Here is a 12,977-nt window from a genome sequence, read left to right as displayed (position 1 = left end):
ACGAATAACTTAATCCGTGGTTATGCCGGGCAGCATGTGCTCGGTTTTCCGCGGTCGTTTTAAATGGAGGCGTTTTATAAGCCTTTGTAAACGGTTATTATGAAAATATGAATAAATAGGGATCGAACTTTATGTAAAAGAGAGACTTATATATGCCGATTCATAGAATAAAAGGAAAAATTTTATCCAAACAGACGGTTTCTTTCAGCGTTTCGATTCTCTTTTTTCTGGGATGCCTGTTACTCTTGCCGGAAGGGATTGCTTGGGAGGCCAGGGCTACTATATCCATCATGGTGTTTGCGATTTTTCTGTTTGCGTTGGAGCCTATTCCCTTGGGGATGACATCCGTCTTAGCAATGGTTTTATTATTATTTTTCCAGGCGGTTCCCATTGAAGTAGTATTAAGCGGTTTTGCCAACCCGGCCGTGTTTCTGATTATTGCCGGAATGATGATCGCCGAAGGCGTTAGGCAAACTCCTTTAATGAACCGGGTAACGTATGCGTTACTGTCGAGAGTGGGGCACTCGGCAAAAGGAACGTTTAATGGGTTGTTTTTGTTAATGCAACTGCAAGCTTTTTTCATCCCAGCTACTGCCGTACGTATGACGCTTATCATGCCGATGGTTCTTTCCGTGCTCTCAGTTGTTGGGGCAAAAAAAGAGAGCAATTTCAGCAAATTAATGATGGTGGGAACCGCTTACGCCGGGAACATCAGCGGGACGGCGATATTGACGGCAGCAGTTGGGAACATTTTAACCGTTGAAATCTTGCAGTTGTATGTCGGCGAAACCCTGTCATATTTGGATTGGTTATTATATGCCTTCCCGATATGGATGTTATTGATGATAACGATCCCGTGGATTGTTTGGAAATGCTTCCCACCAGAAAATGGCTATTCGTTTGATGCATTAAAGCGCGACATGAAAGAAAAACGGGCGTCCCTCGGGGCTTTCACCCGTGCGGAATGGAAATGTATCGCTATTTTATGTCTAACGGTTTTGTTGTGGATGACCCAGCCGTTCCATGGTTATCACCCAACCGTTCCGGCCCTCCTTGCGGTTGTGTTGATGGGGCTGCCAAAAGTGGGATTTATCGAATGGAAAAACCTTGTAAAAGTTAACTTCGATATGGTTCTTTTGATTGGTGCAACTTTGTCATTGGGGTTTTCTTTAATTGAATCCGGAGCGATTGATTTACTGGAAGAGGTTCTTTCTGCGGAGTGGTTGCTTGCGGCGTTCAGCCAGCCGTGGTTGGCGCTTTTGCTCGTCGTGATTATTTCGCAAATCTATCATTTAGGTGTTACCAATGTCTCGACGGCTGTCGTCACATTACTTCCGGTCTTTATTGGTTTATCGGTACAAGTGGGACTGGACCCTGTGGTTATCAGTTTCGCAGCCGGTCTTACGACGTTGTTTGGCTATATTTTAGTTGTGGAGACGATGCCCAATGTCGTTGCGCACGGAACCGGGTTAGTTAAGCAAAAGGACTTTTATATTCCGGGGCTATGGGCGACTTTGGCAACCACAATCATAACATTGGTTGTTATATATACATGGTGGAATTGGTTAGGCTTTTGGCCTTAGATAAATAGAAGAAAAAAGGAGCCGAAATGGAAAAACATCGCACTTGGCTTTTTGTCCCTGGCAATTGCCCGCGATGGGGAAGACGATGGGTTCAAAATCGGATGTGATTATTTATAATCTTGAAGGTGCTGTTTCAATGAAGGAGAAGGAGCAGGCTCGGAATGTCATCGCGCAACACTTACAAGAGGAGCATGCCGATCAAGCGCTTGATAAGTTATTTCAGGTGAAGGAAAGCAGATCTCATTTTTTCTTGCACTATCAGAATGTATAAATTGTTCGGATGATAGTATAAGAAAAGACTTTGACTTTCGCCATCCTTGGCGATAAGTCAAGTTTTTCTAAAAGATGTAAAGATCGGGATTCGGGGTGGCATTGACGTCATTGTGTTGACTAAGGCAGAGAATCCCGACGATATGAAAAAGTCGATCAACCGATGAACAGTTTTGAACAAGAACTGGGATATACGATTGGCGATATTTAATTGTTTCCACTGTTAGCATCCGCTCCCGGCATTCACTAGCTATTTGCAAGGGCTGCCTTTAAAAGAAATTACGTATTACTATTGCAAGCATATATTGGATACGATATACTATGTTTCAAGGAGAATGATCATGGAAAATTTTCAGTTAGAAAATAAGGATTCGATTGAAACAAAAGCTTGTAATGCGATTCGAAAGGCCATTCTAAGGGGGATTTTCCGCCCGGAAAAAAATTGGTTCAGGAACAACTGGCGAGACAATTGGGGATCAGCAGAATGCCGATACGAGAGGCTTTAAAGCAACTGGAAATTGAAGGGCTCGTCATGATCGAACCTTATCGGGGTGCTTTTGTGAACGAATTGGACATGGAAGCGATCCTTGAAAATTATGTTTTGCGCTCGGAATTGGAGAAAATGGCCCTTCAGAAGGCATATCCTTTTATCACGGAGAAAGATTTATCCGATATGGATACGCTTACAAAAGAGATGGATCAAGCCACTCATGAAGCGTTCGTGCAAACCAATATTGATTTCCATCATTTGCTTTTAAAGCGATGCCCTTGGAAGCGGCTTTCCACGTTTATTCAAGTATTGTGGAACGGCTATTCACAGCAAACACCGGAATTTTTACATGGTCAAATGGAGAAATCGAATGAAGACCATAAACAAATCGTTCAAGCATTAAAGAATCAAGAACCTGAGCGCGCGGCTTCGTTGCTTCATGATCATATTTTCAATACAGGTAAACGATTAATCGCGTTTATTCAGGCGGAGGATGATTAATAGGATCATCGCTCTTGCGAATTAATATTGGATACAATATCCTCTTCATTCGTTTTTATGGATACAAGTACTTACTTAGAAAATAGGAAGGGTCAATATGAAACCATTAGAAGGGATAACGGTTCTCTCCGTTGAACAGGCTGTTGCCGTTCCTTTTGCCACTCGGCATCTTGCCGACCTTGGCGCAAGAGTGATTAAAGTAGAGCGTCCCCATACAGGTGATTTTGCCCGTGATTACGATAGCACCGTTCATGGTTTGTCCAGCCATTTCGTTTGGCTGAATCGTTCGAAAGAATCGCTGACACTTGATTTAAAATCGGAGGATGCAAGACCGGTGTTCAACCGGTTATTGGGCGAAGCGGATATATTCATTCAAAATCTCGCGCCCGGGGCAATGGAACGGTTGGGGTATGGGACAGAGATGCTTCGTGAACGATATCCGGAATTAATTATTTGTAATTTAACAGGATACGGGGACACCGGACCATACAAAGACAAAAAAGCCTATGATCTGCTCGTCCAATGCGAAGCCGGGCTCGTATCCATTACCGGAAGTGAAGACGTTCCCTCCAAGGCTGGAATTTCCATTGCCGATATTGCTTCGGGCATGTACATGTATTCCGGGATTCTTACGGCGCTTCTCGAGCGATCTCGTACCGGAGAAGGACAAACCGTCAATGTTTCCATGCTGGAAGCGTTGGGCGAATGGATGGGATATCCAACGTACTATGCGGCTTATGGCGGCGAAGAGCCGCAACGGAAAGGGGCCAGCCATTCAACGATTTTTCCTTATGGTCCGTTTCGATGCGGGGATGGGAAAACCGTTTTTGTCGGTCTTCAACATGAACGGGAATGGCAGAGTTTTTGTGAAAATGTGCTACAAAAGCCTGAAACAGCAGAAGATCAAAGGTTTGTGAGTAACGCCAAACGTTCCGAACATCGACAGGCACTGACGGAACTGATCGAGGGCATTTTTTCAAAGTTAAATAGAAATACCGTCATTGAACGGTTGGAAACCGCTAACATCGCAAACGCGAGATTAAATTCCATGAAAGAATTCTTCGATCATCCCCAGTTACAAGCAAGAGAGCGTTGGCAGGGGATTGATACACCCCAAGGTCCCATTCAAGCTTTGCGTCCTCCGGCATCCATCAGTGGAGTAGAACCTGTGATGGGAGATGTCCCTGAGCTCGGGGAACATACTAATTCGATATTGGAGGAATTTGGATTTGGGAACATGAAAATATGAATCCAATAAACATAAGGAGGAATCATTGTGAGTGTTAAAGATGGTTGGAAAGGGCGTTTTTTTGAGGATTTTGAAGTAGGGGATGTGTACCAACATCCACTGGGAAGGACGGTTACGAAGACAGATAACAGTTGGTTCACGATGCTAACGCAAAATACGAATCCGATTCATTTTGATGATCATTATGCCGAACAAACAGACTTTGGCCGGACACTCGTGAACTCAACCTTCACATTGGCACTTGTCACCGGTCAGTCGGTGAACGATTTATCCCAAAATGTGATGGCAAATCTTGGTTGGACAGATATTCGATTGCCCAATCCCGTTTTCGAAGGGGATACGATCTATTCTTATTCCGAGGTCTTAGATAAAAGAGAATCCGGCTCAAGGGATAATGTAGGCATCGTCACAGTAAAAACATATGGGTATAATCAGGAAGGCCAAGTCGTCATCGATTACAAACGAACGTTTATGGTCTATAAAAAAGACCATGCGCCTTCAGGAAGAAATGCTTTATTTGAAAAAGTTCATCGGGAAAACTCTCAATAATCAGGAGGATGACAAATGACACAAACAAAACTGGATCATGAAATGATTCGAAAAAGTGTACGTAGTTTATGCGAACGTTTTCCGGAATCGTATTGGCAGGACATCGATAAACGGCATGAATATCCTGAAGAATTTATCCAAGCTTTGACCGATGAAGGATGGTTAGGCGTTTTAATTCCGGAAGAATACGGCGGTGCCGGTCTTGGGATGACAGAAGCGAGCATTATAATGGAAGAAATTAATCGTTCTGGCGGAAACGCGGCTGCCGGACACGCGCAAATGTATACGATGGGGGCAATCCTGCGTCACGGTTCGGAAGAGCAAAAACAGCGTTGGCTCCCGCCGATTGCCACCGGTGAAAAGCGACTGCAGGCATTTGGAATTACCGAACCGACCGCCGGCAGTGATACGACGAGCATTTCCACATTTGCCGAAAAACAGGGCGATTACTATATCGTTCACGGCCAAAAAATCTGGACATCGAGAGCGAAATATTCGGATTTGATGTTGCTCCTTGCACGAACAACACCAAAAGGTCAGGAAAAGAAAAAAACCGATGGATTAAGTTTGTTTGTCCTTGATATGAACGAACAAGCGGAACATATCGACATTCGCCCAATCGATACGATGATTAACCATGCGACGACGGAAGTATTCATTGAAGGGGCAAAAATCCATAAGGAAAACTTAATCGGTGAAGAAGGCAAAGGGTTTAAATATGTGCTCGGTGGAATGAACGCCGAACGCATTTTGATCGCTTCCGAGAGTGTCGGAGACGGTTTATATTTTATCGATCGAGCGGTTAATTACGCGAATGAACGTGTCGTCTTTAATCGTCCGATCGGTCAAAATCAAGGCGTACAATTTCCATTGGCCGAAAACTATATGGAGATTCAAGCGGCGACATTAATGCGAGACAAAGCAGCGGATTTATTTGATCAGGGAGAGAACTGTGGCGAAGAAGCGAACATGGCGAAGTTCCTGACTTCTGAAGCCACCTGGAAAGCGGCAAACAGCGCGATGGATACGTACGGCGGTTATGGGTTTGCGGCGGAGTATCATATTGAACGGAAATTTCGGGAAGCGCGTCTCTTTATGGTCGCTCCGATCACGAATAATTTAATCCGCAGCTATGTTGGTCAGCACGTGCTCGGATTGCCCCGGTCGTTTTGATGATGACAAGCGGTTCTAGTTATTTCTAGAACCGTTGTGTTATTTTATCCGAAGATAGAGGGAGAGGATGAAGATGAAAAAACATCGCACATGGCTTTTTGCGCCCGGCAATCATCCGCGGACGATGGAAAAAGCCATGGAGACCAATGCAGACGTCGTTATTTATGATTTGGAAGATGCGGTGCCATTGAATGAAAAAGATGAAGCAAGGGAAACCGTCGCGATGCATTTGCAAGAGAAGCATATTGATAAAGCGCCATATAAGCTACTTAGAGTCAATGAAAGTACCTCTTCTTATTTTACGGAAGATATAAAAGCGGGCATTCGTGCCGGTGTTGATGGTATAGTGCTCCCAAAAGCGGAGAAACCCGACCATATCAATGACGTTGATCAACAGATGATGGCTCTGGAGAAAGAACGGGGCTACGCGTCAGGCGAGATTCCCTTGTTCCCGTTAATCGAGTCTGCGCTCGGTATTCACAACAGCTATGAAATTGCGAAAGCGGCTTCGAGAATCGTAAGGCTTAGTTTTGGAGCGATTGATTATACGGCTGATATGCAAACGCGACTTAGCGGGAGCGGGGAGGAGCTGCTGTACGCCCAATCACAACTCGTTAACAGCAGTTACGCAGCTGGCATTGAAGGGCCGATTGATACGGTTTATGCGGATTTTCAAAACGAAGATGGGTTGCTTCGTGACACACAAAGAGGCAACCGTCTTGGATTTAAAGGAAAAATGATTATTCATCCGAAACAAATTGACGTCGTTCATAACGTCTATACCCCGTCCGAGGAGGAAGTCGAAGAAGCTTCGGAAATTGTCGATGCATATGAGCGGGCAAAAGAACGTGGGGACGGCGCGATCCAGTTGAATGGCAAAATGATCGACGTGCCTGTTGTAAAAAGCGCCCAGCGAACGTTGGACATGATGGAGGCGTTGAAGGAAGGGTAAAAGGTGCCAGATTATCGCGGGAGTAAGGATGTGTATGGGTTATGAGAGAAATCCATGTGGACGACATCACGGAAAATGTTGCTTTCCTGTGCCAAGCGGCCAGTTTTGATTTAGGCGATGACATGATCCGCGCGTTTCAATCTTCCTTGAAAACAGAGAAATCGGAGATTGGCAAGGATGTGATTGAGCAGTTATTGGATAATGCTGAAATTGCCAAGCAGGAACACATCCCGATGTGCCAGGATACAGGGGTGGCTGTATTTTTTATAGAATTGGGGTACGATTGTAACATCGTGGGCGGTAGCTTGTATGATGCCATCAATCAAGGGGTGAGCAAAGGTTATGGGGACGGTTATTTACGTCAATCGATCGTTCGCGATCCTCTGGATCGTAAGAATACAGGGGATAATACACCTGCCATCACATACGTGGAAATGGTTGCAGGCGATCACCTCACGATCAAGTTCACCGCGAAAGGCGGTGGCGCGGAAAACATGAGCCGCTTGCAAATGTTAAAACCGTCCGACGGTTTGGAAGGCATCGAACATTTCGTGCTGGAGTCTGTTCGCCTGGCGGGTCCTAATGCTTGTCCACCCATGATCGTTGGTGTCGGGATCGGTGGCAGTTTCGAAAAATCCGCCTACATTGCCAAAAAATCATTGCTGCGCCCCGTAGGAGAGCGCAACGAAGAGGATCGGGTTGCCGAACTGGAAGAGAAATGGATCGAACAATGCAACGATCTTGGGATCGGTCCGCAAGGCATGGGAGGCTCGACGACAGCCCTTGATGTGAAAATTGAAGTTTATCCTTGTCACATTGCCGCTTTGCCGGTGGCGGTGAACATCCAGTGCCATGCCAATCGGCATAAAGAGGTGACATTATAAGGAAGGGCGGACTTAAATGGGACAAAAAATAGTAACGCTTCCCCTAACAGATAAAAAGGTTCAATATTTAAAAGCCGGAGATCGGGTACTGTTAAGCGGTGACGTATACGCAGCACGGGATGCGGCGCATAAACGATTGGCGGAACTCATTGAGAACAACGAAGAATTACCGATTAATCTGAAAGGGGAAGCCATATACTATGTCGGACCGACACCGGCAAAACCTGGCCAGATCATCGGCTCGGCAGGTCCGACGACAAGCGGCAGGATGGATAAATACACCCCTAAAATGCTGTCCATGGGATTAAAAGGGATGATCGGCAAAGGGTATCGAAATGAAGCGGTAAAAGAAGCGATCCAAAACTATCAAGCCGTCTACTTTGCCGCCATCGGAGGCTCTGGAGCATTGTTATCCAAAAAAATCCAATTCGAAACAGTCGTTGCCTATGAAGACTTGGGACCTGAAGCGATTCGTCGCCTCACAATTAAAGATTTTCCGGTTACGGTCATCAATGACTGTTATGGTAATGACTTGTATCAACAAGGCGCAGAAGCTTATCAAGGGAGACATCCACAATGAAAACATACGACATTGCTTCTATCCCCGGCGATGGGATTGGAAAAGAAGTAGTTCCCGCTGCGATCAGGGTATTACAAGCAGCCGAAAACGTTCACGGGGGTCTAGAATTCAAATTCACTGAATTTCCTTGGAGCAGTGAATACTATTTGGAACATAATCAAATGATGCCCGACGATGGTTTGGATACGTTAAAAAACTTTGATGCCATCTTTTTAGGTGCGATCGGTAACCCGGAAATTGTGCCGGATCATATTTCTTTGTGGGAGTTACTAATTAATATTAGACGTCACTTTGAACAAGTGATTAATATACGGCCGGCACGAACATTTGAAGGTTTGAGTTCCAAACTGGCAAATCCAAAAGACTTTGATTTAATCGTTGTCCGCGAAAATAGTGAAGGAGAGTATAGTGAGGTAGGAGGAACCATCTACCAAGGGGAAGACAAAATCGCGATTCAAAATGCTATTTTTTCCAGAAAAGGTACGGAACGAGCCATGAATTATGCCTTTGCATTGGCCAACCAGCGCGGAAAAAAAGTGACAAGCGCGACGAAATCAAACGGGATCTATCACTCCATGCCGTTTTGGGATGACGTATTTAAAGATGTATCAAACCCTTTTCCCGAGATACAAACGGAACAATTTCATATAGATGCGCTCGCCGCATCTTTTGTTACACAGCCTGAAAGGTTCGATGTGATCGTTGCGAGCAATTTATTCGGCGATATATTAACGGACATAGGGGCGGCTATCATGGGGAGTGTGGGAATTGCGCCCGCAGCCAATATCAATATAAATGGAAAATATCCTTCCATGTTTGAACCTGTTCATGGATCGGCACCTGATATTGTCGGGAAAGACATCGCCAATCCGATCGGACAGATTTGGACAGCGAAAATGATGCTTGATCATTTTGGGGAAACCGACATCGGTGACCAGTTGTTGAGAGCGATTGAAACCGTGATTCAAAAAGGCGTGGTTACCAAAGATATTGGAGGTAAAGCAACAACGAACGAAGTCACCGACGAAATCATCAAGCAACTACGGAGGGCTTGATAGGAGGCTTATAAATATCGATAAAAACTGGTGCGATTAATAGTAATATCCTTTTCTGCCGAAGAACTTATTTTAAAAAATCGGAGAAAAAGAGATCCTTTTGATCGGATGAACCGATTGAAAGGGTTTTTTTGTGCGATAAAAGCTTATATTTTTATTGGCTCTTCACCAAAATCTATGGCTGACAAACTAGGGGCAATTATGATTGGTAGTGACCGCTACGGAAAAACCCTACGCTTTCCGTGGGCCCCGAGCTCAGCCTCCTCGGAAAAAAAGAAGTTCGCTTTTTTCCTGCGGGGTCTTCGCCCTGTGCTTTCCCACAGGAGTCTACGTGTTTTTCCTTCGCTCGCTAGTGGTATTACCATATTTAATCACGAATATCAACCATTGATTTTAGTGTTGACCCTTTTTATTGACAAAAAAGATTCTAGTATATAAAATAATATTAACTTATTTGGAAGCGATTACACATAAATTGGATACAATAGACAAATGAAATATATATAAGGTTTAAAAATAGAATCATTGTTGCTAAGTATTTGAAAAAAATCTGCAAGCAGGAGGTACATCATTGAAGTATCGATATTTAGCCTTTATTGCACTACTGGTGTTGGGAGTCATATGTGCTAGCTGCACAAATCCGAGAGCATCATCGGAAGCGCTTGAAATTGGGGAAGATGGCGAACAAATGCCGGAGGAGATGGTCTGGAGTGTGTATGATATTAATGCCGGAGGGTATGCAGAGGCGTCTGCAGTGGCCAATGAGATCACAGAAGAATACGGTACCCAAATACGAATGCTTCCATCTTCTAGCGGTGTTGGCCGTATGATGCCTCTTTATTTAGGAGATGCAGACGTCGGAAAGATCGGGGATGAAGTAAAGTTCGCTTTTGAAGGAACTGAAGAATTTTTTCATCTTGGCTGGGGACCTCAAGATATGCGTGCGTTATGGGCGCCTATTTCTCCGTTAGGCTTTGCGGTTAGTGAAGACTCTGATATCGAGTCAATAGAAGATTTGGAAGGGATGCGTGTTCCTCATATTAGCGGAAATACGTCTATAAATATAAAAACAGAGTCCATGCTTGCTTTTGGTGGATTGACATTCGATGATGTCGATGTCGTGGAGTTTAACGATTATGGTGGACAAGGGGAGGCATTGATTCAAGGTGAACTTGATGTAGCGTCGATCAATCCATTAGCCGGAGGGATGTTTGAAGCTGATAGCCTTGAAGGGATTCGCTGGTTGCAAATGCCTGCATCCGATGAAGAAGGATGGGATCATGCCCAAGATGTTGCATCTTGGTTTAGTCCGAGAGAGTTAGATGATGGTGCCGGCATGACTGATGATAATGAAGTTTTGGGGCATGGTTACTTGTTTGCGGCGTATGCTGATCAAGACGAGGAAGACATGTACGCTTACACGAAATCGATCGTTGAGCAGTACGAGAACTACGAAGGCGCAACATCGAATATGTGGACGTATCATCCTGATGAAGTGATTACAAGCCCTGCGGAAATGGGTGTGCCTTTTCATGAAGGCTCCATCCGATATCTTGAAGAAATCGGGTTATGGGATGAACAAAAACAAGAAGAAAACGACGCTTTAATTGAGCGCCAAGAGCAACTCCAAGAGGCGTGGACGATGGCCGAGCAGGAGGCAGAAGAAATGAATCTATCCGAAGACGAACATGAGGAGCACTGGTTGGAGCGAAAAGAAGAACTAGTGCCGGAGGAATTCTAGAGAAGTGTGCAGCTTAGAATGGAGGGATAGGTTTTGAATCGTATACATGGACCTTGGAAAGTCATTGTTATTATTTTGACGCTCTTAGGCGTATTCTTATCTGTTAATCATGTGTTTTATCTGAGATTATTCGGATTTGCTCCCTTGCAAAATGAATATTTATACTATTTGCTTGCCGCATTTATGTCAATCTCATTTCTAGTGTTGCCGGCCAGGAAAACAGACACCTTCATTCGTTATTATGATGTGATTTGTTTTTCGTTGACACTTGTTGCGACCATTTATTTAGGGCTCAACAGTGAACGCATTATATTGGAAGGATGGGACTGGATGGCTCCGGTGGCACCGTCCATCGCCGCAGTTGTGATGTGGGCGCTCGTCCTTGAAATATTACGGCGAGCCGGTGGGAAAATTTTATTTGCCATTTGCGGCCTCATTTCGATTTATCCACTCTTCGCCCATATAATCCCTGTGTATTTTTTGCAAGGGCACAGCTTTGACTTCATTACGCTTGCGAATAACCATATCATGAGTACAAACAGTGTGCTGGGTGTCCCCTTATCTACGGTAGGGACATTGGTTGTTGGATTTCTAGTATTTGGTGTGATCCTCACACATACCGGAGGAGGACAGTTTTTCTTCAAGCTGGCGCAGTCGATTTTCGGTAGCCAAAGAGGCGGAGAGGCGAAAGTCTCAGTGGCCGGGAGTGCATTTTTCGGGATGTTGAGCGGAAGCGCGATTTCGAATACCGTAACGACCGGTCAAATGACGATACCGGCGATGAAGAAATCCGGATATGACTCTGAATATGCGGCGGCTGTCGAAGCAACCTCATCAACCGGTGGAACGATTGCACCGCCCATTATGGGCTCTGCTGCTTTTATTATGGCATCGTTCATCGGGGTTGCGTATTTAGAAATCGTAGTGGCAGCGGCCATTCCGGCAGCTTTGTATTTCATAGCCGTTTTTCTCCAGGTTGATGGTTATGCTGCCAAAAATGATTTGCGCGGGATTCCGAAAATAGAGTTGCCACCGGTGCTAAAAACTTTAAATGAAGGTTGGATTTATTTAGCGAGCTTGGTGACATTGATTCTCGTTCTTATATTTATTCAATCGGAGGGTCAGGCGCCATATTATGCCAGTGCTTTAATTCTTATATTGACTACATTAAAGAAGCCTACGCGACTTAATGGGCAGAAGCTCGGGGATATGATCGCGGATATGGGCAAAGTGCTTGGAGAAATTGTCTCCTTGATCGCCGGTGTTGGTTTGATCGTAGGTGCCTTTTCAGCAACAGGCGTTTCTTTCTCATTTTCAAGGGAATTGGTCATGATGGCAGGAGACAATCTTTTACTGCTATTGATTGCCGGCGCGATCACAAGTTTCATTCTCGGTATGGGCATGACCGTTTCCGCGAGTTACATCTTTTTGGCGATTGTGTTGGCTCCTGCATTAGTGGCTGTCGGCGTTGATCCGATTGCGGCCCATTTATTTGTTCTTTATTGGGCGACTGCATCTTACATTACGCCTCCTGTTGCCCTTGCTTCGTTTGCGGCAGCCGGAATAGCTAATTCGAGACCGTTGAGAACATCGATTGTATCGACAAAATTAGGGATTGTAACGTTTTTCATTCCGTTTTTCATCGTGTACCAACCTGCGTTAATATGGAGCGGAACGATGACCGAATCGCTGCTTAGTATTGGTTCAGCCTTGATCGGTGTCGTCCTCATTGCATCAGCGTTGCAAGGATATCTTATTGGCTATGGAAGCCTGTTTATGATTCACAGGGTTATTTTTTCTCTCGGAGGGATCGCAATGCTAGTCCCTAACGTTTTTATAAATGCCACCGTTGTTTTGCTGGTTATCATCTTTTATTTCATCTCATATTCAAGGAAGAAAATAGGGAATACAGCTGCAGAGAACGCGAGTCACAGGTATTAATAAGGAGGT

General features: G+C 44.8%; 13 protein-coding genes. All 13 read left to right on the top strand.

Going from position 1 to position 12,977, the window contains the following annotated elements; translation table 11 throughout:
- Nucleotides 1–152: 152 nt before the first annotated feature.
- Nucleotides 153–1,583 (top strand): SLC13 family permease, encoded by a 1,431-nt coding sequence (locus HUG20_RS10900; protein ID WP_200084721.1) that lies wholly within the window; start codon nt 153–155, stop codon nt 1,581–1,583.
- Nucleotides 1,584–1,668: 85 nt separating this feature from the next.
- Entirely contained in the window at nt 1,669–1,854 is a 186-nt protein-coding gene (locus tag HUG20_RS10895; RefSeq protein ID WP_200084720.1) for an aldolase/citrate lyase family protein, read from the top strand.
- A gap of 340 nt (nt 1,855–2,194) precedes the next feature.
- A complete protein-coding gene (locus HUG20_RS10890; RefSeq protein ID WP_200090597.1) occupies nt 2,195–2,359 on the top strand; it encodes a hypothetical protein in 165 nt (54 codons plus the stop codon).
- Nucleotides 2,296–2,844, top strand: coding sequence for a GntR family transcriptional regulator (locus HUG20_RS10885; protein WP_200084719.1), 549 nt, complete (start codon nt 2,296–2,298; stop codon nt 2,842–2,844). The genes HUG20_RS10890 and HUG20_RS10885 overlap by 64 nt, the downstream gene beginning before the upstream one ends.
- A gap of 97 nt (nt 2,845–2,941) precedes the next feature.
- A complete protein-coding gene (locus tag HUG20_RS10880) occupies nt 2,942–4,093 on the top strand; it encodes a CaiB/BaiF CoA transferase family protein (protein ID WP_200084718.1) in 1,152 nt (383 codons plus the stop codon).
- A gap of 27 nt (nt 4,094–4,120) precedes the next feature.
- Nucleotides 4,121–4,642, top strand: coding sequence for a MaoC family dehydratase (locus HUG20_RS10875; protein WP_200084717.1), 522 nt, complete (start codon nt 4,121–4,123; stop codon nt 4,640–4,642).
- A gap of 15 nt (nt 4,643–4,657) precedes the next feature.
- The gene (locus HUG20_RS10870; RefSeq protein WP_200084716.1) at nt 4,658–5,815 is read left to right on the top strand and encodes an acyl-CoA dehydrogenase family protein; all 1,158 of its coding nucleotides are present in this window, start codon (nt 4,658–4,660) and stop codon (nt 5,813–5,815) included.
- A 73-nt stretch (nt 5,816–5,888) separates the two neighbouring features.
- Nucleotides 5,889–6,767, top strand: a complete 879-nt coding sequence (locus tag HUG20_RS10865; RefSeq protein ID WP_200084715.1) for an HpcH/HpaI aldolase/citrate lyase family protein — start codon at nt 5,889–5,891, stop codon at nt 6,765–6,767.
- Between the two features lie 41 nt (nt 6,768–6,808).
- On the top strand, nt 6,809–7,651 hold the full coding sequence (locus HUG20_RS10860; RefSeq protein ID WP_200084714.1) for a fumarate hydratase: 843 nt from the start codon (nt 6,809–6,811) through the stop codon (nt 7,649–7,651).
- 16 nt (nt 7,652–7,667) lie between these two features.
- Nucleotides 7,668–8,231: a Fe-S-containing hydro-lyase gene (locus tag HUG20_RS10855; protein ID WP_200084713.1), complete on the top strand. Its 564-nt coding sequence runs from the start codon at nt 7,668–7,670 to the stop codon at nt 8,229–8,231.
- Nucleotides 8,228–9,286 (top strand): tartrate dehydrogenase, encoded by a 1,059-nt coding sequence (locus HUG20_RS10850; protein WP_200084712.1) that lies wholly within the window; start codon nt 8,228–8,230, stop codon nt 9,284–9,286. The genes HUG20_RS10855 and HUG20_RS10850 overlap by 4 nt, the downstream gene beginning before the upstream one ends.
- 571 nt (nt 9,287–9,857) lie before the next feature.
- Nucleotides 9,858–11,027, top strand: a complete 1,170-nt coding sequence (locus tag HUG20_RS10845) for a TAXI family TRAP transporter solute-binding subunit (RefSeq protein WP_200084711.1) — start codon at nt 9,858–9,860, stop codon at nt 11,025–11,027.
- 33 nt (nt 11,028–11,060) lie between these two features.
- Complete coding sequence (locus HUG20_RS10840) at nt 11,061–12,968, top strand: TRAP transporter permease (protein ID WP_200084710.1); 1,908 nt, start codon at nt 11,061–11,063, stop codon at nt 12,966–12,968.
- Nucleotides 12,969–12,977 lie beyond the last annotated feature (9 nt).

Origin of the sequence: Salicibibacter cibi, from assembly GCF_016495865.1 — a bacterium.
GTDB lineage: Bacteria > Bacillota > Bacilli > Bacillales > Marinococcaceae > Salicibibacter > Salicibibacter cibi.
This window is presented reverse-complemented; position numbering and strand designations above follow the sequence as displayed.